Below are 20,957 nucleotides of genomic sequence, written 5' to 3' on the forward strand. Positions count from 1 at the left end.
GAAACGTTTGACCGAGCGGCTGTCGTAGCGTTCGACATGTACGACTCCAGGTACGACGCCGCGGTGAAGTTCGACGATCACAGGGAGGACGACGTCGAGTACGTCGGATCGACGGCCAAGGGGAACCCCATGTTCTTCGATACGGCGAACAAGTCCGTCTTCGAGGGAGAGTACGACGAAGCCAACGAGACGGTCGTCGACCGGCCGGAGACCGAGCGTGAACTCGAGCCCCGCGAGACGCTCGGCGAGACCCTCGAGGACCTCGGCGACGACCTCGACTGGGACTCGCTGTCCGAGTTCGCTCGCGAGCACGTCCAGCGCGACGAGGACGCGTAACGCTCACCGTGTAGCCTGCTTCCACTCGCGGAGGCCGAGTGTGGTCCCGTTCAGATCGTCCCCAGGTGCGTCGGTCGCGGCCCAGACGAACATCCCGGCGACGTCTTCGGGTTCGCGCCCCTGACCGCCGGCGAGCCCCGTCGCGACCTGGCCCGGATCGAGACAGCCGACGACGTGGTCCGTGTCGGCTGCGAACCCGCGCACGACGGCCTCGGCCGTCGCCTTCGAGATCGCGTAGGAGCCGTAGCCGGGTTTCGTCTCACGAGCGATCGATCCCGTCGGAACGAGCACCCGCGCGCCCTCGTTGAGGTGCGCCAGGGACTCGTGGATCGTTGCGAAGACCCCGCGGCCGTTCGTGCGCCAGTGGTCGTCGAACGCCGCGTAGGACTCCCGGTCCGTCGACGTGTGACCCGGGTCTCCGTGATAGACGCCGGCTGCGGCGACGACGACGTCGATCCCCTGCTCGTCGCCGGTTCGCGACGCGGTCTCGACCAGCCGCTCCACGTCGTACTCGTCGCGGACGTCCGTCCGAACGCCCGCCGCCGTCGTTCCGGCGTCCTCGAGTTCGGCGACCGTCTCCTCGACCGCGTCCCCGTCTCGAGCGCCGACCACGACGGTCGCACCCTCCCGTGCGAACGCGTTGGCAACGGCGCGTCCGATACCGCGCGTCCCGCCGGTCACGACGACTGTCTGCTCGTCCATGGCCGACGTACGGTGGGGGTCTACAGGAAAGCATCGACGCGGTCGGCGCTCGCGACCCGGCGGGCCGTCGCGTTACCGTCCGAACAGCCGCTGATAGAGCGTCCGCTCCGTCGGCCGCTCCGTGAGCAACACCGAACAGTCGACCGTGTTGACGACGTCGAAGTGGAGCGAGCCGGTTACGAGACGCGCGAGCAGGCCGCGCTCGGTTGCGCCGATGACCAACAGTGTATGGTCGTCCGCCTCGCGGGAGATCGCGTCTCCGACGTCGCCGGAATCGTCGACCGTGAGCACGGCGTCGTCCAGATCGTGATCGGCGGCCCACTCCCGAAGGAACCGTTCGCCCGCCTCGCGCTCGTCGGGCGCGTCGACGACGTGCAGGAGCGAGACGGTCGAACCGAGCGCCGAACGGAGGGTCCGCGCTACCTCAGCGCTCAGATCCGAGTCCGGACCGCCGGCCGTCGGCAAGAGGATCCGCGAGGGGTCGAATCCACGCTCCTTGAGTACGAGGAAGTCACAGGGAAGATTCCCGGTTAACTCGTCGAGTCGCCGATCAGCGCGGGCGGCGCCCCACAGGTGATTCGCGTCCCACCCCATCACGACGAGATCGGCGTTCTCGCGCCTCGAGATGGTGAATATCTCCTCGAACGACCGGTGGGAGACGACCGTCGAGGTCTCGCACTCGAGGTCGTAGTCGCCGACCGCTTCGTGGACGCCCTCGAGCAAGTCCTCGGATTCGGCGACGATTCGCCGGTGCTGGCCGCCGCCGATTTCGGATTGCCGAACCTCGGAAAGCTGGACGACGTGGACGACGTGAACGGTTGCGGATTCGTGCTTGTCGGCGATGGTGGCGGCGAGGTCGACCAGCGGGGATTCGGTACGCGGGTTCGCGATCGGCACCACCACCCGGTAGGAGTCGTCGTCGCCCGCCGTCGTCTCGGCGGTATCGACCAGCGGAACGTACGAGCGACCGGCGAATCCTCCCAGCGCCATCTCGCTGACCGAAAGGCGTCGAACGCTGCCCGCGAAGCGCGCGGACTCGAGGCGCTCCTCGCTCGTCTGGTAGTAGTTGACGACGGTCACGAGCAGCACGCCGCCGATGGTGTTTCCGAGCAGTACCGGCAACACGAACTGGGAGAGACCGACGGTGAAGGGGAGATCCGCGGCGAAGACCGCGTAGGACATCTCCGCGAACGACGTGACCACGTGAAACAGGTTTCCGATCGGAATCGCGAGGAAGGCCAGGTAAACGACCACGAGCCGGGAGATCGTATCGCGAGACGCGAACGTGACCCAGACGACGCCGGCGACGATCAGTCCGGCGAAGGCCGCCTTGAAGAACAGGTCCCACCACGGCGTTTCGACGCCGTGCATACCGAGGTGTACCGCCGCCTCGGCCGCCTCGGGTTCGAACACGCCGCCCCACGCGAGCACCGCCGTTCCGATGACGGCGCCGACGAAGTTCCCGATGAGGACGATCGTCCAGTGGCGCAAGAGCGCCGGAACGCTGGCCAATCGCTCGAGCGTGAGCGCGACCGGCGGAAGCGTGTTCTCGGTGTACAGCTGATAGCCCCCGATGATGATGTAGATGAATCCGAGCGGGTACAGCAGGGCGCTCAGTATCGAGTGTCCGTCGGTCGCACCGTACAGAGAGGCGTAGAGGAGGAACGTGATGGTGATCGCGAACCCGGCGGCGATACCGCTGAAGAACAGTTCGCGTCGGCCCGACGTGACCTCCTCGTCGGCGGCCGCGACGATTCGCTGAAAGACCTCGTCGGAGGAGAACCGGTCCCGAACGACCGATCCGACCGCGGGCGCGCCGCTTCTGGACCGTTCGACCGCGTCGCGGACCGAGTCACTTCGGTCCGAGTCGTTCGGGTCCGTTCGACCGGGGTCGGAGAAAGCGGTGTCGTCCGCCTCGCGTGGAGAACGAGCGTGCTCACGTTCGGGATCGGCCATTACTGGAATCGAATCCACAGACCAACTAAGGGCTTGGCATCTGTGCGCAGACTACCGCCGAATTGCCGACGAATACGAGCATTACGGTCGCGGAATCCGGTCGGGTTCCGACCGGTCCGAAACCGGCTTCCGGCTCGAGTTCGACGCGCACATGACGTACGTTTATCACCGAGCCAACACTCAGTTACACCCATGCAATCGCTTGCCGGTGAGTCGGTCGTCGTGATCGGCGCCGGCGTCGGCGGACTCTCGACGGCCTGCTATCTCGCCGATGCCGGTGCCGACGTGCGGGTGATCGAGAAGAACGAACAGCTCGGCGGGCGGGCGAGCCGCCTCGAGCGCGACGGCTTCCGGTTCGATATGGGGCCTTCGTGGTACCTGATGCCGGACGTCTTCGAGCGCTTTTTCGACACCTTCGACCGGACGCCGAGCGACTACTACGGGCTGACCCATCTCGACCCCCACTACCGGATCTTCTTCAAAGACGACGATCGGGTGGATATCACGCCCGACCTCGAGCGAACGAAAGACGTCTTCGAGGAGTACGAGGACGGGGCCGGCGACGCCCTCGAGCGCTACCTCGAGAAATCGAAGGAGAACTACGAGGTCGGGATGGAACACTTCGTCTACGAGGATCGATCCCGGCTCCGGGACTACCTCGACCTCGACGTCGCCCGGCAGGCTCGCGGCCTCTCCCTCCTCGGATCGATGCAGGGACACGTCGAGGACTACTTCGACCACCCGAAGCTCCAGCAAATCATGCAGTACACGCTGGTGTTCCTCGGCGGCTCCCCGAAGAACACGCCGGCGCTGTACAACCTGATGAGTCACGTCGACTTCAACCTCGGCGTCTGGTACCCCGAGGACGGCATCGGCGGCGTCATCGACGGAATCGCCGAACTCGGAGGAGAACTCGGCGTCGAGTACGAGACGAACCGTCCCGCGACCCAGATCAAGGGTCGGGAGGGCGCGTTCGTCGTCGAGACGCCGGAGGGCCCCCTGCGGCCGGACCTCGTGGTCAGCAACGCGGACTACCCCCACACCGACCAGGAACTGCTGTCGCCCGAGCGACGGGGGTACGACGCCGATTACTGGGAGTCGCGCACGTACGCTCCCTCCGCGTTCCTGCTCTACCTCGGTATCGAGGGCGACGTGGACGAACTCGCCCACCACACCCTCGTCCTCCCCTCCGACTGGAACGAGCACTTCGACCAGATCTTCGAGGAGCCGGCGTGGCCCGACGATCCGGCCTACTACTGCTGTGTCCCCTCCGAGACCGACGACGACGTCGCCCCCGACGGACACAGCGCCCTCTTCGTCCTCGTCCCCATCGCACCCGGACTCGAGGACACCCCGGAGAACCGCGAACAGTACCGCGAGACGATCCTCGCCGATCTCGCCGAAAGCACGGGGACCGACCTGCGCGGCCGGATCGTCCTCGAGGAGCAGTTCTCTATCGAGGACTTCGCGGAACGGTACAACAGCTACGACGGGACGGCGCTCGGCCTCGCGCACACGCTTCGCCAGACGGCCCTCTTTCGACCGCCCCACCGTTCCAAGCGGGTCGACGGCCTCTACGTCACGGGCGGGGACACCACGCCCGGAATCGGCGTTCCGATGTGTCTCATCAGCGGCGAACTGACCGCCGAGAAGGTCCTCGAGGATCACGGGTGAGACGGGTGTCGGGTGGCACCGACCCACTACGCTACCTGTTGACGCTCTCGCGACCCCGGTTCTGGCTCTACCTGGCCGGCCCCGTCCTCGTCGGCGTCGCCTACGCGGCGACGTCGGTCGGTGACCTGTTCGCGCCGGCAGTGCTCGCACTGTTCGGCTACTTTCTCCTGCCGGCGAACGTCTTCCTCTACGGCGTCAACGACATCTTCGACCGCGAGATCGACGCCGCGAACCCGAAGAAAGACGAGAGAGAGGCGCGGTACCGGGGACAGCGCTCCGTCCCCCTCGCAGTCGCCGTCTCCGGAGCGCTCGGGCTGGCGGTGCTTCCGCTGGTCTCGACGGCAGCGCGGGGGTGGATCGCCGGCTTTCTCGTCCTCGGAGCCGCTTACAGCGCGCCGCCGATCCGGTTCAAGACGACGCCGCCGCTGGACTCGGTTTCGAACGGGCTCTACATCATGCCGGGGGCCGCGGCGTACGCCGCAGTCGCCGGCTCACAGCCGCCCGCACTCGCGGTTCTCGGCGGCTGGCTGTGGGCGATGGGAATGCACACGTTCTCGGCGATTCCGGACATCCGACCCGATCGGGAGACCGGAATCCGGACGACGGCGACGGTGCTCGGCGAGCGCCGGACCTACGCGTACTGCGGCGCGTGCTGGCTCGCCGGCGCCCTCGCGTTCGGCGCGCTCGACTACCGCCTCGGCGCGCTCATGGCGGTTTATCCCGCGCTCGTCGGAACGATCGCGCTCTTCCCGGTCGCCGTCGACCGGGCGTACTGGTGGTTTCCGGCGATCAACACCGTCGTCGGCGCGGTGCTGACGATGGGCGGCCTCTGGGTGATGCTGTATGGATGAGGCGACGACGCGAACGAGCGATTGGACGCGATCGACCGTTCAGCGGCGACTCGAGCAACTCGTGCGCGAAAACCGCTTTACGATCGCCGTGATCTTCCCCCTCGTCGGCGCGGTGACGCTGATCGCGAGCGCCGAGGGGCTGTTGCCGGAGCCGCTCGCGTACAATCCGCTGTTGATCCTCTTCGGCACGATGGTGATGCGCTCGCCGCTGCTCGTCGGCCTGCTGCCGCGAATCGGTTGGCGGGCGCTCGGCTGTCTCGGCGTTTTGACGGCGTACACGTACGCCATCGAGACCGTCGGCGTGCGAACGGGCTGGCCCTACGGCGCCTTCGAGTACACGATCCAGCTCGGGCCGATGCTGTTCGGCGAGGTGCCGGCGGCGCTGCCGCTGTTTTTCGTCCCGCTCGTGTTGAACGCCTACCTGCTGACGCTGCTGGTGCTCGGCGACCGGGCCGGCTCCGTCCTCGTTCGCATCCCGACGGCGATCGCCGCCGTCGTCGCGATCGATCTCGTGCTCGATCCCGCCGCCGTCGCCATCGGCTTCTGGGCGTTCGACTCCGGCGCGTACTACGGCGTTCCGCTCTCGAACTACGTCGGCTGGATTATCTCGGGGAGCGTTGCGGTCGTCCTGGTCGACCTCGCCTTCGACCGGACGGCGCTGCTCGAGCGCGTTCGCACCTGCGCGTTCATCCTCGACGATCTGGTGAGCTTCGTCCTGCTGTGGGGGACGATTAACCTCCTCTACGGTAACTGGCTGGCCGCGGGCGTCGCCGGTCTGCTCTGTCTCGGCCTGTTCCGGACGGGGCGATACGACCTCGCGCTCGTCCGGACGGCGCTGCCGGCCAGGCGCTGAGAAGGTGACTCGAGTCCGGTTCTCGATCCAGTCTCCCCGTTCGGGGGCCATAAGAAACGGCGAATCTGCCAGCTACAACCTTTTGGCGGAGAGTATTCTGTCGTACGTATGGCGTCTCGATTACCGGTCGAGTGTCCGCTCTGTCGCGAGACGATGCCACCCGAGCAGGCGCTCGAGGACCACCTCGTCAGCGTCCACGAGAAGCGCAAGCTGGCACGGCTCGTCGTCGAGGAGACGACGGCGCTCGAGGAAGACGTCTCCTGACGATCCGGATTACCGTGTCGGGACGCCGTCGCTGTGTTCGGGACTGTGGCGCTCGGGCTCCGGCGAGGGAACCGCAGAGACGCGGTCGAAGACCGCCTCCGGATCCTGGTTCCGGTGCCAGTACCAGCGCGTTTTCCCGAGACACCATAGTTTGCGAGCCGTCGAGAGCGACGGCTCCGTCGTGAGCACGTCGTACCCCTGGGCGCGGATGACGGCGTGGTGTTCCGCGTAGAGGACGGCCGAGAGCAACACCGGGATCTGACAGTCCTCGGGCAGGTACCGAATGCCGGCGACGCCCTCACGGTAGAGGCGCTCCGTTCGCCTGAGTTCCTCCGCCATCGCCGCCCGGAACGACGCCGAGTACTCGAGATTCTCGATCTGTGCCGCCGGGATGCCGTGAGATTGGAGCGTCTCCTGCGGGATGTAGATCCGGTCGCGCTCGAGGACGTCCTCGCGGACGTCTCGCAGGAAGTTCGTCAGCTGGAACGCCTTTCCGAGTTTGATCGCGTGCGGGAGCGCGGTCGCCGGGTCGTCGGGTTCCATGATCGCGGTCATCATCACGCCGACGGCCGCGGCCGACCCGCGCATGTAGGTCTCGAGGTCGTCGTAGGTCTCGTACCGACCGGTGGCGATGTCCGTCTCCATCGCGTCGATGAACGCGTCGATCTCGCGATCGTCGATGTCGTACCGCCGCCGAAGCTCCTGGAACGCCTCGAGGACCGGATCCTCCGGCTCGGTACGGCCGAGCGCCTGGGCGCGAAGCGACTCGAGTTCCGCACGCTGTTGTGCGGGCGGAACCCCCGCTGCGTCGTCGACGACTTCGTCCGCGATTCGAAAGAACGCGTAGAGGACGTGCGTGGCGTTGCGAACCCGATCCGGGAGAAACCGCGTCGCGAGATAGAACGTTTTCCCGGTTCGCTTCTGTATTGCCTCGCTTGCCTCGATATGTTCCTGTCGCATTTGCTGGTTCATCTTCCCCGCTTTTGCTTTGCCGATAGCGCCACCTGACAACGATCGGATATAGATCATACGCCAGATCCGTATAAAACCACTACCCCTCACTAGTGTGGTTGTGACTGAACAGTTCAGCAAAAGGTACGGCTAGACGGTTCGGTGGTGCCGGTTTATGGCTCGAGCAGGTCGTCGGCGAGCATCGGGATGAACGTCCCGATGTCGGTGACCATCCCGATCGCCTGGGCGCTACCGCGGTCGAGCAACTGGGTGACCGTCGCGGGGTTGATGTCGACGCAGACGGTTTTGGTCGTCGAGGGCAGACAGTTGCCGACGGCGACGGAGTGCAACAGCGTCGAGAGCATGAGCACGAGGTCGGCCTCCTGGGCCTGTTCGCGGATCGCGTTCTGGGCCTCGATCGAGTCGGTGATCGTGTCCGGCAGCGGGCCGTCGTCGCGGATCGATCCCGCGAGCACGTAGGGGACGTCCTTCTCGACGCACTCGTACATCACACCATCGTCGACGATACCCTCCTCGACGGCCGCCTCGATCCCGCCGAGACGAGCGATCTCGCTGATCGTGTAGATGTGGTGCTTGTGGCCCTTCCGCGGGTGCTCCAGGCTCTCCGTGTCGACGCCGAGCGACGTCCCGTACAGGTCCCGCTCGAGGTCGTGGACCGCGAAGCCGTTCCCCGCACTAAGCGCGTCGACGTAACCCGCTCGAACGAGGTCGGCGAGCGCGTCCCGGCCGCCGGAGTGAACGATCGCCGGGCCGCAGACCACGAGGACGGTGCCGTCGTTCGCGTTGACCTCGCGCATCTCGTCGGCGATCTCCTCGATGAGCGACGCGGAGGGGCGCTCGCTCGAGACGCCGCCCTGCATGAAGCCGAACGAACCGCCGCCGTTTCGGGGTCGTTCCGGCGGATCGACTCTGATTCCGGTCTCGCCCGTCACGACGAGATCGCCCTCCTCGACGGCGTTGAGTACCTTCGTGTGGACGCGGGTTCCGCTCGCCTCGCGCTCGACCACGAGCGCGCAGTCCATCTCGACGTCCTCGACCTCGAGCCACTCGCCGTCGACGCGGACGACCGTCGGATGGTTGGTCGTCGAGTAGAAGTCGGCCGGCACGATCCCGTCGCCCGGTGCCGCCTGAAGCGTCGCGTCCCGGGGATCGGCGACCGCCGCTCCCTGCTGGTTGAGCTCGTGGAGGATCGCCCGAAGATCCTCCTCGGTGTCAGCCATCACCCGCATTCGGCAGTAGGTCTCCTCGTGTTTGTGCCGCCCGACCTCGAACTCCTCGACCTCGAACTCGCCACCCATGTCCATCACGGCGCCGAAACACGCGCCCATCGACCCCGAGTCGATGATGTGGCCCTCGAGTTCCACGGTTCGCGAGACTGTCATTGTCCCGTAGTTGGCGACCGGGGACCGTCAATCTGTGCGTCTCCGGCGAAACTTCTCAACTCGGTATAATAGCACATCTATTGATAACTCAGTAAGGATGAATTTAAGTGAGTCCGGTATCCATTCGGTGCTATGAATCGTATCGCCCTTCTCACCGCGGTTCTCGTGCTAACTGCTCCCCTCGTCGGCGTCGGAACCGCCGTCGCGAGCGAGGACGTGACACTGACGGTGACTGTTACCGACGGCGATGAGAACGCCGTCGCCGGCGCGCTAGTCACGGTTTCGTGGGACGACGACGAACGCACGGAGGAAACGCGGTCGAACGGACAGGCGCTGATCGACGTCCCGAGCGGCGCGGACGTCGAGGTCGACGTCGAACACGACGACCTCGTTCAGAACAACCCGAAGGAAGTGGGGACGGTCGACGACCACACGACGGTCGCCGTCGATCTCTTCTCCAAAACCGACGGCGAGATCACCGTCGTCGAGAACGACGCGTCGATCGCCGACGCGACGGTCGCGCTCACCAAGGACGATGATACGCGCGCCGCGGCCACGGGAACGACCGACGACGACGGCGTCTTTACGGCCGAGGCTATCGAGGCCGGCACTTACGACGTCGACGTCGAAAAGGCGGGCTACTACGACGAGTCGGCGTCCGTCGACCTGCGATCGAACGACGGAACGACCGTCGCGCTCGAGTCGGGGACCGAACGGGTCACCGTCTCGGTCACCGACGGCTACTTCGAGGAACCGCTTCAGACCGACGTCACGATCCTGCAGGACGGGGAACGCGACGCCACGCTCTCGACGAACGCGGACGGCGAACGAAGCGTCCCGCTCGCGGTCAATACGGCGTACACGGCCGTTATCGAAGCGGACGAGTACGACGACGCGAGCAACGAACACGAGTTTACCGTCGGCGAGTCCGCGACCGAGGTCGACTACGTGGTCGAGCGCGCCCCCGTGGTGGCGCTCGAGGCCTCCAACGAGCGCGTCCTGGTCGGGGAGACCGTCGGCGTCGACGTGACCGACGAGTACGGCGACCCGGTCGCCGACGCCGAACTCGTTCTCGACGGCTCGACCGTCGCGACGACGGACGACGGCGGTTCGGCGACCGTGACGATCGAACGACACGGCGAACTCGAGTTAACGGCCCAGCACGGGGACGTCGCGGACGCGGTCGTAATCGACGGCGTCGATCCCGACGCGACCGACGACTCGCTGACCGAGGAGCGAAGCGAGGTCGAGAACGAGACGGACACCGACGACGCGGACGACTCAGTCCCCGGGTTCGCCGCCGGTACGGCCGGCGCCGCGCTGGCTCTCGTTCTCGGAGTCGCGATCGTTCGCCTTCGCGGGTACGGTAACCGTTGAACGTCGGCGCACACCCGATCGCACGACTGTCGTGTAATCGGTGTGTAAACCGTTTCAGTCGTCGGGCCCTGTTGCTGACAGGTAATTATCTGTCGTGTTACGTATAGGCGATACAGGTACCGCGCGGTCAGCATCTGCTCGCTTTGCGAGCAGTCCACCGCCGAAGCGGACGAAGTCCGCGCAGGCGGCCTTTTTCATCGAAGTTTTTGCGCCGAGGGTGAGCGAGCACAGCGAGCGAACCCGAGGCGGAAAAACTTCGTTGTGCATATACACCTAACGGCTATTTCAGCCAAAACCACAGCTAAAGAACGGGACTTCGACGAGCCCCGTTGCTATCGGAGTTATGCGAGCACGACGATACCGATGGTCGACTCGAGCCGTCCCGACGCGAGGAACCGCGGGACCAAATATATGTTCCTCGATACCATATATCAGTGCATGGCCAGTGACACATCTACACTCGGCGCGTCCCGGTGTCGAAACTGCGGCTTCGAGGCACCCGGCGGCGACGACGCGTGGATCCGGATCGACGTCCCGAAACTCGGTCGGATGACACAGTGTCCGGACTGCGGCAGCACGGACGTCATGACCCACCGGTAGCTGACTGACGGGATACGCTCGCGACGAAGACAGACTCTTGACCGTCACGCCTCTATGGGTTCACATGAGCAACGAGTCCGACGATATTCCGCAGGCGGACGAGGAGTGGCGCGACGAACTCAGCGACGAGGAGTACCGAATCCTGCGCGAGGCGGGCACCGAAGCACCGTTCAGCGGCGAGTACGTCGACCACAAGGAAGACGGAAGCTACGTTTGTGCCGGGTGTGGAGCCACGCTGTTCGAGTCCGGGACGAAGTTCGACTCCAGCTGTGGCTGGCCGAGTTTCTACGACGTCGACGACGATCGCGTCGAAACCCGCGTCGATACCAGCCACGGGATGAACCGCACCGAAGTGGTGTGTGCGAACTGCGGCGGCCACCTCGGCCACGTGTTCGAGGACGGCCCGGAGCCGACGGGCAAGCGCTACTGTATCAACTCCGTCGCGCTCGACTTCGACGAGGAGTGAGCCCCGTCAAAGCGAATGCAGGCAGCACCCTTTTCGACGAAAACGGACCATCACCGTCCATGTCCGACGAACGACCGACCGCGGACGAACTGCGACAGGGACTGACCGTCGAGATCGTCCAGGAGGATCAGGACGTCCACTCCGAAGACACGGAGCCGCTGATCGGCGAGATCGGGACGATCTACGAAGACGACCCGGACGGACCCAAAGTCGAACTGAAAAACGGCGTCGTCGGCCACGTCCAGTCCGTGGTCCACGACGAGTAGCGGTCCCGTCGGCTCCCGTTCTATCGCCGGGGGAATCGATTTCCTCGTGGATGACGACGACCAGTCATGGGCAGATCGTGGTGGCTCGAGTTGGCCACTGACGTCACGGCCGTCAGTCGAGAACGACAGATCAGCGTCAAATCCGCGGGACTGGCCTATCACGCGTTCAACACGCTCGTTCCGCTCGTCATCCTCGTTCTCGTCGGTGCGACGCTCGTCGACGCGCTCGAGCCGATCCTCCGGGGGCTCGAATCGGCGACCGGTCTCGAGGGGGTGGTGACCGAAGACGGGGTCGAGAAAGCAGCCGGAACCACCGGCGACCGGGTGCGAGCGGGGTCGATCGCGCTCGTGATTCTGGTGTGGAGCGCGGCCCGACTGTTCCAGGCGGTTAACAGCGCATTTACCGACGTGTACGACTCCCGGGACGACCAGTCGTACGTCGGTAACGTCGCCACCGTAACCGCCGTGACCGTCGTCAACGCCTTGCTCCTGACGGCGACGTTCGCGTTCGGAATCGCCCTGGTGAGCGTCGTCGGAATTAGCCTCCCGGTGCAAGCCGGCGGGATGCTGGCGGCGATCGGAAGCGCTCTCGTTCTCGCCGTGCTCCTCCCGATCGTCTTTTTCCCGATGTACTACCTCTTTCCGCAGGCGGACGTCTCGGTAACCGAGGTGCTTCCGGGAACGATGCTCGCCGCGCTCTCCTGGACGATCCTCGCCGCCGGATTTCGATTCTACGTCGTCACCTCCGAGAGCGTCGCGCTCTTCGGCATCGCCGGTGCGATCCTGTTGATCCTGACGTGGGTCTACCTCGGCGGACTCTGTCTCCTTTTGGGTGCCGTACTCAACGCCGTTCTGGCCGGGCGCGTCGATCCCGAGGAGGAGTGGGTTCCCATGCAGGAGGTGTGGCTGAAAGACGCCTGACCGTCGAGTCGAAAACGCGACGGAACGGAAACGCCCTCGTCAGTCGCTCGTACTGTCGTCGTTCGGACGCTGTCGGTCCCGACAGAGAGTCGCAGATCGATCTTCCGACGCTCAGCAAACGACGACCAGCGTGCCGGTTTCGGTCTCGTCCTCGACCGTCGCAGTCCACTCGTGTTCCCCCCGCTCGAGTTCGACCGCCGCGGAGATATATTCGGAGTCACGACCGTCCAGTTCGACGGAAATCGGCTCGTGTTCGCCGGCAATCTCGAACGATCCTTCCGCCGAAACGGGGTCGTCGTCGTGGTTGAAGACGGTCATGTTACACCCGATTCGGGCGGTGGTTTCGCCGTCCTGGATCCGGACGGTCGCTCCGTCGTGGAGGTGCACCGTCAGTTCGAGATCCTCGCGATCCTCGTCGTACTCGTCGTGGGACTCGACGGTCACCGTGCCGGTCTCGACCTCGCCGCCGGCGGTAACCGTCCAGTCGTGCTCGCCCGAGCCGAGGCTTCTGGCCTCGAGACTCGCGTACGCGTCCCCGCTCTCGCCCGGCGCTAGCTCGAGCGTCTCGAGTTCGTCGTAGACGTGTGCGATCTCGAGGACCACCGGCACCGAGACTGGGGCGTCGCCGCGGTTCGTCACCGTGACCAGGAAATCCGCGTGGCCCTCTCGAACGGGCGTCGAATCGGACGCGGAGACCGACAGTTCGAGTTCTTCCTCGGCGGGATCGTCGTCTCGCGCACCGACCGTCGTGAGTGATGCGAGCGTGCCACCGATCAGCAGCGTTGCCCCTCCCGCGATCAGACTCCGTCTATTGTGGTTCGACATACTCCACTCCTCACCGAACTCGTATGTCACTATCACTATCATATACACTGTTGAAAGGAGTGAAACAATCGATGTCTGATAATTAGTGGGCCGTTATCCGCCCGGTTTCGCTCGATTCAAAACCGCCGGCAAACCGCTTTCCGGATCCTGAATCAGCTGTTACCGTTCTGAGCCGTGAAATGCTGCGTGGATCGCCCGTGCTCGCGTCTCGCCGATCCCGTCGATCCGTTCGAGGTCCGAAACGCTCGCTTCGAGCAGGCCCGCGACGGTCGGGTACGCCTCGTACAGCGTCGCCGCGAGTCCGGGCCCGATACCGTCGATACAGCCGTACATCCGCTTCGTCATCGGTTCGCGACGGCTCGGAACCGAGCCGGTGGGGAGCCGTCGCCGGGAGGGATCCTCCGCGTGTTTGCGTCCGAGTCGGACCGCGAAGTCGACGAGCCGTCGACGATCCGTACAGGGAATAACTGGAACCGCCTGTCGGGCCGTGATCGACGCCATCGAGCCCCGAATTGCGGCCGGATCGACGCTCGTTCGCAGCGCGTCGAGATCCGCAAAGTCCCCCTCGAGAAGCAGGTAGGGGTGGTCGTAGCTCGCGGCCAGTCGCTCGAGTTGCTCGTGGAGATCCGGGCCGGCACGACCCATGACGCCGTTGACGTAATCGCGGGGCGTTTTCCGCTCGACGGCGACCGATCCGATAACGAGGTCACCGGCGGGGAGCCGATCGATCGCGACGTCCGAGACGTCGGCGTGGCTCCGTACGGCCTCGATCAGTCCGGCGGGCTCCCGGTCGTCGACGGTAACCGCGACGCGCATACGCGAGTAGTACGGTCTCGATCGGGGAACGGGTACCGGTCGGAGTAACGAAGACCGGTACCTTCTATCAGCGCGGACACATAGTGTCGACGAATGGCTTTCGCACGGACTCGCGACGATACCCGTCTCCTCGTCGTCGAACCCGCCCCCGCGGACGAGGAGACGACCACGATCACAGAGCGTGCACGCGAGACGGACGCCGTCGCCGACGTACGCTCGTTCGCGAGCGCGCAGGCGGCGCTCGAGTCCCTCGAGTCGAACGCGATCGACTGTATCGTGTGCGCTCACGAACTGGGTACGACGAACGGCCTCGACCTGCTCGAGACGATTCGAGACCGCGAGCCGAATCTGCCGGTCGTGTTCGCACCGGCGAACGGCGACGAGAGGCTCGCCAGCGACGCGGTCGCCGCGGGTGTCACCGAGTACGTGCCCCGCGAGCGGCGGGACTCGCTCGCGGCGGCGATCGACAGCGCGATCGCGCGAGGTCAAACGGATCGAGCCGCGCAGGAACGCGCCCGCCAGTTCGAGTCGATCTTCGAGGATTCGGACACCTACTCGTGGGTGCTCGAGCCCGACGGTGACGTTCGCCGGACGAATACGGGCGCACTCGAGGCGATCGACGCGACCGAAAGCGACGTCCAGGGCCGTCCGTTCTGGGCGCTCCCCTGGTGGGAGCGTACCGAAGACGGACGGGAAGCGATCCGGACCGCAGTAGAGCGGGCAGCGGACGGAACGGCCGCACACCGAGAACTGACTCGAACGGTACCGCCGGAGACCGAACGTGACCGAACCGACGCGGGTGGGGCGCGGACCTTCGAGGTATCGGTGCGACCGGTGCGAGACGAGATCGGAACGGTCGTCTCGCTGTTCGCCCAGGCGACGGACGTCACCGAACGCGTCCGACTCGAGGCGGAGCTTCGGGAGTCCGAGGAACTCCACCGGGTGACGCTCAACAACATGACCGACACCGTCCTCATCACCGACGACGACGGTGCGTTCACCTACGTCTGTCCGAACGTCCACTTCATCTTCGGCTACACCGACGACGAGATCCACGAAATGGGGACGATCGACGAGCTGCTCGCACCGGAGCTCTTCGATCGCGAGGAACTCGCCGAGGAGGGCGTCCTGACGAATATCGAGTGTACGGCGACGGACAAAGCGGGACGCGAGCACACCCTGCTGGTCAACGTCCGCGAGGTGTCGATTCAGGACGGGACGATCCTCTACAGCTGCCGCGACGTTACTAAACGCAAGCGCCGCGAGGAAGCGCTGACGGCGCTCCACCGGACCGCTCGAGCGCTGCTGTACGCCGAAACGGACCGCGAAATCGCCGACCGAATCGTCGCGGACGGCACGGACGTGCTCGACCTGGGGGCCAGCGCGGCCTTCCGATTCGACACCGACGAGAACGTGTTACAACCGGTCGCGTCCTCGCCGGGAATGGACCGACTACACGGACCGTTACCGACCAGACGAGCGAACGACGAGAGCGTTCCGGGCCAGGTCTTCGTCGAGGGCGAACCGCGGTTCTTCGCGGACGTCCACGAGTCGTCGTCGCTGTCGAATCCGACCACGGAGCTTCGAAGCGCCGGTTTCGTTCCCCTGGGCGATCACGGCGTCTTCGTCGCCGGCTCACCGACGGTCGACGCCTTCGACGACGTCTCGCGAGAGCTGACCGAGCTGCTGGCGGCGACGGCGGAGGCGGCGCTCGATCGAGTCGAACGGGAACGGACCCTGCGCGAACGCGACCGGGAGCTCAAACGCCGCAACCGGCAGCTTACCCGCCTCAATCAGGTGAACGAGATCATCAGGGAGATCGACGCCGCGCTGGTCCGGGCCGAGACCCGCGACGAGATCGAACGCGCCGTCTGCGAGCGGCTCACGGCGGCGGAACGGTTCGCCTTCGCCTGGATCGGCACGACCGACGCCGCCGGCGACCGCCTCGAGTCGAACGCCCACGACGGCACCGGGCGAGGCCAGGAGTACCTCGACAGCGTCTCGTTCTCGCTCGCGGACGCGACCGAACCCGCGGCGCGCACGGCTGCGACGCGCGAGGTGACGGTCGTTCCGAACGTCGTCGACCGCCTTCACGACGAACCGTGGCGGAAGGCCGCACTCTCGCGGGATTACCAGTCGGCGATCGGCGTTCCGCTCGCGTACGACGAGTTCACCTACGGCGTGTTGACCGTCTACGCCGACCGGCCCGACGCGTTCGACGAAACCACGCGCGCGGTCCTCGCGGAACTCGGCGAGACGATCGCCTCCGCGATCGCCGCGGTCGAGCGCAAGCGCGCGCTGCTGACCGACTCGCGGACGCGCTTCGAGTTCGACGTGAACGACGATAGCTTCGTCTTCACGCAGCTCGCACGCCGGGCCGACTGCGTGCTCTCGTTCGACGGCGGCGTTCGCCAGCACGACGAACGGATCTCCGTGTTCGTAACGGTCGACGGAGCGCCGGTAGCCGACGTCGCGACCGCCGCCGCCGACCTCGTCGCCGTCGAGGACGTCCGAGTCATCAGCGTCGAGCAAGCCGGCGACGGACCCGGCGGGACGGTGCTCCTCGAGCTCACGCAGCCGTTTCTGGCGCTTCAGCTCGCGGATCACGGGGTCGTCCTGCGCCGCCTCGAGGCGACGCCGGAGGCCGCACAGCTCGTCGTCGACGTGCCGAGCGCCGTCAACGCGAGCGGCAGCGTCGATCTCGTCACGAACGCCTTCACGGAGGTCGAACTCCGATCGAAACGGACCGTCGAACGAACGTCGCCGCGCGATCTGCACTCGGAGCTGGTCGACCGGCTGACGGAGCGACAGCTCGAGGTCGTCCAGATGGCCTACTACGGCGGCTACTTCGAATCTCCGCGCGAGCGATCCGGCGAAGACGTCGCCGAGACGCTCGACATCTCCCCGGCCGCGTTCTACCGTCACATCAGGCGCGTCCAGCGCTCGCTCTTCGTGGTCCTGTTCGAGGAGGCCGGCCTCCCGGCTGACGCCGCACCAGGTGTTGAATAGTGAACCCCGAAGAAACGTTGGCGCTAGTTATCTGACGAACACTCTCATCCTAATATCCCTAATATTGTCCATACGCGACGACGCCCCGATCAGAATCGCTCGTCGTGCCCATCATGAAAGACGTCGAACTCGACCCGAGTGAGGAATCGACTTACGAGTGTTTCACGTGCGGGACCGTCGTCAGGGCAGTGTCGTCGGCTGCCTGTCCCGACTGCGGCGCCGACATGCGTAACCGTCAGACGCCGCTCGAGTGACGATGAGTTCACAACAGCGTTCTTCCTCGCCCCCAGCCGACGCGCCGGCCTCGGAGGCCACCGAGCGTGAGACGGCGCTCGAGACAGCGCGCAGACAGCTGCGTCGCGCTACGACCCACCTGGCGCTCGACGACACGGTCCTCGAGCGGCTCAAGCATCCGACAAAGGTCCACGAGGTGACCGTCCCGCTCGAGCGCGACGACGGCTCGATCGAGATCTTCACGGGGTACCGCGCCCAGCACGACAGCGTCCGCGGTCCGTTCAAGGGCGGACTACGGTATCACCCGGCGGTCACGCGCGACGAGTGCGTAGGGCTCGCGATGTGGATGACCTGGAAGTGCGCCGTCATGGATCTCCCCTTCGGCGGCGCGAAAGGCGGGATCGTCGTCGATCCCAAGTCGCTGAGCGACGGCGAGAAAGAGCGGCTCACTCGTCGGTTCGCCCAGGAAATCCGCGAGGTGATCGGGCCGACGAAAGACATCCCGCACCCGACATGGGGACCGATCCGCAGACGATGGCCTGGCTGATGGACGCCTACAGCATGCAGGAGGGAGAGACGATCCCCGGCGCCGTCACCGGCAAGCCGCCCGCCATCGGCGGCAGCTACGGACGCGAGGAGGCACCCGGTCGCAGCGTCGCGATCGTCACGCGCGAGACCTGTGCGTACTACGACTCCCCGCTCGAGGAGACGACCGTCGCCGTTCAGGGATTCGGCAGCGTGGGTGCGAACGCCGCCCGCCTGCTCGAGGAGTGGGGCGCGACCGTCGTCGCCGTCAGCGACGTCACCGGCGGCGTCTACGATCCCAGCGGAATCGACGTCGCCAGCATCCCCGCTCACGACGAGGAACCGGAAGCAGTCACCAACAACGCCGAGGGAACGCGCATCTCGAACGCGGAGTTACTGGAGCTCGAGGTGGACGTGCTGATCCCCGCCGCGGTCGGGAACGTCATCACCGCGGACAACGCCGACAGCATCGCGGCCGAGATCGTCGTCGAGGGCGCGAACGGCCCGACGACGTTCGCCGCCGACACGATCCTCGAGAAGCGCGGCGTCCGCGTGATTCCGGACATCCTCGCCAACGCCGGCGGGGTGACGGTGAGCTACTTCGAGTGGCTCCAGGACATCAACCGCCGGAAGTGGAGCCTCGAGGAGGTCAACGAGGAACTCGAGGCCGAGATGGTTCGGGCATGGGACGAGCTCCGCGAGGAAGTCGAGACGCGGGACGTCTCCTGGCGAGACGCGGCCTACGTCGTCGCGCTCTCGCGGATCGGCGAGGCCCACGAGGCGCGCGGGCTCTGGCCCTGAGACGCGAACTCGAGTTCCCGATTCCGTTTCGGTGGCGCCGTCGAAATACTCGGCGAGTGCTGTGTGCCAACTCCGCGCTACTCGGTACGGGAGAAGCACAGACCGGTGTACGGGGTCCGTATCTACGAAGTAGTACCGTGACCGACTGGAGGCGGGTATAGCGCCCGGCACCGAATCGGTCGGCGTGACCGATCAGTACGGACCAGGCGTATCGCGGAATTACTATTTCGTGACCGCCACGTACACAAGGCATATGATCTTCTCTGATGTACCCGCGTTCGATGACGAAATCACATTACAACTGTGTAGAGTGTAACTACGAATTGAGCTATCGAACGACGAAACACAACGGCTGCTCGAACTGTGGATTCGTGCCTCTCCACAGTGCTGACTGAGTCGAGTCTCGCTATCGGTCGGATCGCCCCGATAAGGTTGTACGTGTAGCGAGCGGCTGTTTCACCGACGATTGCGACCGAGTCGGTTCGATGGCCCGTTAGTACGGCGTTTCGGGTACCCGTCACGATAGCGACCGGATCGGCGCCCCATCCAGACCGACCTCGAGCCGGCTACCGATCGCTTCCTCCGAGGTACTCGATCGCCTCTTCGTCGCTCACCTGACCGAAGTTCCGGTAGAACTGTCCAACAGCCTGGAAGCTCGCGGGGGTCTGGAGCGCGATCACGTCGTCGGCTTCGTCCTCCAGAGCCTCGATCGAGTCGGGTGAACCCACGGGAACCGCGAGTGCCACGTACTCGGCCCCGGAATCCTGCACCTGGCGAAGGCAGGCGATTGCGGTCGCACCGGTCGCGACGCCGTCGTCGACGACGACGGCACGTTTTCCCTCGAGATCGGGCAGCCCGGGCGTCTCGCGATAGCGGTCGGCCTTCTGTCGGGCGTTCTCGGCCTCCTCTTCGCGGACGTCCTCGAGGTACGCCTCCGAGACGCCCAGCCGGTCGATGAGCCTCTCGTTTCGCCAGACGCTGCCGTCGCTCGCGACCGCACCGATCGCCAGTTCGGGATTGTTCGGCGACCCCATCTTTCTGGCGACGACGACGTCGAGATCGGCCTCGAGCGCGTCGGCCACCGGTCGAGCGACCGGCAACGCGCCGCGAGGGATCCCGAGGACGACGTCGGCTTCGAGGCCGCGACGCTCGAGTTCCGCTGCGAGCTGATCGCCGGCGTCGGTTCGATCCGCGAACATGGTCGTCCCTACGACGGCCACGTTCTATGCTTTGGCGTAGCATGTGACGGCAGTGAGTCCACTCGCTGACCGGAACACGCCTGCCGAACGGCTACCCGTCGCCGACCGGCAACACCGGTATGGGACGACTCCAGCGAACGCTCTCGAACATTTCCGAGGAGTCAGGCACCGACAACGGCCGCGTCGGTATCGTCGCCGGCAGCGTCGACTACCCGAACCAGCCCGCGCTCGTCGGCCGGGCTGCGCTTCGAACCGGCTCCGATCACGTCCGCGCGGTCGTCACCGAAGAGATCTACGAGATCGTCGCGACCCACGATCCGAACCTGCTCGCCAGCAAGTACGAGGGAGAACGGTTCGACCAGGTCGCCGTCGAGCGCGCCGTCGAGGTCGGCGAGTGGGCGGACGCGATGGTAATCGGTCCCGGCTTCGCCGACGCCGAGCCGGCGGCGATTCGCGAGACGATAGACCGGATCGACGTCCCGACCGTCGTCGACGCCATCGCGATCGAACCGGCGCTCGAGGCCGACCTCTCGAACGCGGTGCTCACGCCGAACGACGACGAAGAGGACACGATCGCCGACTCCTACGAGTCGCTCGAGGCGTTTACCGAGGAGACGGGCGCCGTCATCACGTTCACGGGCGGCGTCGACGAGATCATCGCCGCCGGCGAGCGAGCGGAAAACGATACCGGAACCTCGGCGCTGACCGTCGCCGGTACGGGCGACACCCTGACCGGTATCACCGCCTCGCTGCTCGGCCAGGGGATGGAACGCGAAGACGCCGCGGAACTCGGTGCCTGGATCCTCGGTAAGAGCGGCGAACTCGCGACGGCCGAGTACGGACCGGGCGTCCTCGCGACCGACGTCATCGACCGGATTCCGGACACGATCCGCTGACGACGCCGCGGACGGCGTAACCCATTTCCGGC

General features: G+C 65.7%; 20 protein-coding genes and 1 pseudogene. 14 read left to right on the forward strand and 7 right to left on the reverse strand.

Features of this window, described 5'->3' with window-relative positions; all coding sequences use genetic code 11:
• Positions 1-36 precede the first annotated feature (36 nt).
• Positions 37-336 (forward strand): hypothetical protein, encoded by a 300-nt coding sequence (locus NED97_RS15260; protein WP_252487874.1) that lies wholly within the window; start codon positions 37-39, stop codon positions 334-336.
• Between the two features lie 3 nt (positions 337-339).
• Here NED97_RS15260 and NED97_RS15265 read toward each other — a convergent pair whose 3' ends face one another.
• Positions 340-1,038, reverse strand: a complete 699-nt coding sequence (locus NED97_RS15265) for an SDR family NAD(P)-dependent oxidoreductase (protein WP_252487875.1) — start codon at positions 1,036-1,038, stop codon at positions 340-342.
• A 72-nt stretch (positions 1,039-1,110) separates the two neighbouring features.
• Positions 1,111-2,994, reverse strand: coding sequence for a formate/nitrite transporter family protein (locus tag NED97_RS15270; RefSeq protein WP_252487876.1), 1,884 nt, complete (start codon positions 2,992-2,994; stop codon positions 1,111-1,113).
• Between the two features lie 192 nt (positions 2,995-3,186).
• On the opposite strand from NED97_RS15270, the gene NED97_RS15275 reads away from it, so the two are divergent.
• The 4 genes from NED97_RS15275 to NED97_RS15290 all read left to right on the forward strand — a co-directional run bounded on the left by NED97_RS15275 (position 3,187) and on the right by NED97_RS15290 (position 6,636).
• Positions 3,187-4,668 (forward strand): phytoene desaturase family protein, encoded by a 1,482-nt coding sequence (locus NED97_RS15275; protein ID WP_252487877.1) that lies wholly within the window; start codon positions 3,187-3,189, stop codon positions 4,666-4,668.
• Entirely contained in the window at positions 4,665-5,519 is an 855-nt protein-coding gene (locus NED97_RS15280) for a prenyltransferase (protein WP_252487878.1), read from the forward strand. Before NED97_RS15275 ends, NED97_RS15280 begins: the two co-directional genes overlap by 4 nt.
• The gene (gene cruF / locus NED97_RS15285) at positions 5,512-6,372 is read left to right on the forward strand and encodes a bisanhydrobacterioruberin hydratase (RefSeq protein ID WP_252487879.1); all 861 of its coding nucleotides are present in this window, start codon (positions 5,512-5,514) and stop codon (positions 6,370-6,372) included. Before NED97_RS15280 ends, cruF begins: the two co-directional genes overlap by 8 nt.
• A gap of 108 nt (positions 6,373-6,480) precedes the next feature.
• The gene (locus NED97_RS15290) at positions 6,481-6,636 is read left to right on the forward strand and encodes a hypothetical protein (protein WP_252487880.1); all 156 of its coding nucleotides are present in this window, start codon (positions 6,481-6,483) and stop codon (positions 6,634-6,636) included.
• Positions 6,637-6,645: 9 nt separating this feature from the next.
• Here NED97_RS15290 and NED97_RS15295 read toward each other — a convergent pair whose 3' ends face one another.
• Entirely contained in the window at positions 6,646-7,596 is a 951-nt protein-coding gene (locus tag NED97_RS15295) for a phytoene/squalene synthase family protein (protein ID WP_252487881.1), read from the reverse strand.
• Between the two features lie 164 nt (positions 7,597-7,760).
• Entirely contained in the window at positions 7,761-8,990 is a 1,230-nt protein-coding gene (locus NED97_RS15300; protein WP_252487882.1) for an ornithine cyclodeaminase, nickel-pincer nucleotide-dependent, read from the reverse strand.
• Positions 8,991-9,122: 132 nt separating this feature from the next.
• Here NED97_RS15300 and NED97_RS15305 point away from each other — a divergent pair, with 132 nt between their 5' ends.
• From NED97_RS15305 to NED97_RS15325, 5 genes are all read left to right on the forward strand, one after another.
• Positions 9,123-10,367, forward strand: a complete 1,245-nt coding sequence (locus tag NED97_RS15305; protein ID WP_252487883.1) for a carboxypeptidase-like regulatory domain-containing protein — start codon at positions 9,123-9,125, stop codon at positions 10,365-10,367.
• Positions 10,368-10,805: 438 nt separating this feature from the next.
• On the forward strand, positions 10,806-10,967 hold the full coding sequence (locus NED97_RS15310) for a DNA repair protein RadA (protein ID WP_252487884.1): 162 nt from the start codon (positions 10,806-10,808) through the stop codon (positions 10,965-10,967).
• Positions 10,968-11,031: 64 nt separating this feature from the next.
• A complete protein-coding gene (msrB, locus tag NED97_RS15315; protein ID WP_252487885.1) occupies positions 11,032-11,433 on the forward strand; it encodes a peptide-methionine (R)-S-oxide reductase MsrB in 402 nt (133 codons plus the stop codon).
• A gap of 59 nt (positions 11,434-11,492) precedes the next feature.
• Positions 11,493-11,699: a YwbE family protein gene (locus tag NED97_RS15320; RefSeq protein WP_252487886.1), complete on the forward strand. Its 207-nt coding sequence runs from the start codon at positions 11,493-11,495 to the stop codon at positions 11,697-11,699.
• A gap of 66 nt (positions 11,700-11,765) precedes the next feature.
• Entirely contained in the window at positions 11,766-12,620 is an 855-nt protein-coding gene (locus NED97_RS15325; protein ID WP_252487887.1) for a YihY/virulence factor BrkB family protein, read from the forward strand.
• Positions 12,621-12,731: 111 nt separating this feature from the next.
• Here NED97_RS15325 and NED97_RS15330 read toward each other — a convergent pair whose 3' ends face one another.
• Together NED97_RS15330 and NED97_RS15335 are read right to left on the reverse strand one after the other, a co-directional pair.
• Positions 12,732-13,445: a hypothetical protein gene (locus tag NED97_RS15330; protein WP_252487888.1), complete on the reverse strand. Its 714-nt coding sequence runs from the start codon at positions 13,443-13,445 to the stop codon at positions 12,732-12,734.
• A gap of 159 nt (positions 13,446-13,604) precedes the next feature.
• On the reverse strand, positions 13,605-14,261 hold the full coding sequence (locus NED97_RS15335; protein WP_252487889.1) for an ERCC4 domain-containing protein: 657 nt from the start codon (positions 14,259-14,261) through the stop codon (positions 13,605-13,607).
• A gap of 93 nt (positions 14,262-14,354) precedes the next feature.
• Between NED97_RS15335 and NED97_RS15340 the strand changes: the two genes are divergently transcribed.
• The 3 genes and pseudogenes from NED97_RS15340 (at position 14,355) to gdhB (ending at position 18,830) form a co-directional block, all read left to right on the forward strand.
• Positions 14,355-17,270 (forward strand): bacterio-opsin activator domain-containing protein, encoded by a 2,916-nt coding sequence (locus NED97_RS15340; protein WP_252487890.1) that lies wholly within the window; start codon positions 14,355-14,357, stop codon positions 17,268-17,270.
• Positions 17,271-17,383: 113 nt separating this feature from the next.
• Positions 17,384-17,524: a rubrerythrin-like domain-containing protein gene (locus NED97_RS15345; RefSeq protein ID WP_252487891.1), complete on the forward strand. Its 141-nt coding sequence runs from the start codon at positions 17,384-17,386 to the stop codon at positions 17,522-17,524.
• A 2-nt stretch (positions 17,525-17,526) separates the two neighbouring features.
• Positions 17,527-18,830, forward strand: a pseudogene (gdhB, locus tag NED97_RS15350) (glutamate dehydrogenase GdhB).
• 566 nt (positions 18,831-19,396) lie between these two features.
• Here the strand turns inward: gdhB and NED97_RS15355 are convergent.
• A complete protein-coding gene (locus NED97_RS15355) occupies positions 19,397-20,029 on the reverse strand; it encodes a phosphoribosyltransferase (protein WP_252487892.1) in 633 nt (210 codons plus the stop codon).
• Between the two features lie 119 nt (positions 20,030-20,148).
• On the opposite strand from NED97_RS15355, the gene NED97_RS15360 reads away from it, so the two are divergent.
• Complete coding sequence (locus NED97_RS15360) at positions 20,149-20,925, forward strand: NAD(P)H-hydrate dehydratase (RefSeq protein ID WP_252487893.1); 777 nt, start codon at positions 20,149-20,151, stop codon at positions 20,923-20,925.
• The last annotated feature ends 32 nt before the right edge of the window (positions 20,926-20,957 follow it).

It is taken from the genome of Natronococcus sp. CG52 (genome assembly GCF_023913515.1).
GTDB classification, from domain to species: domain Archaea; phylum Halobacteriota; class Halobacteria; order Halobacteriales; family Natrialbaceae; genus Natronococcus; species Natronococcus zhouii.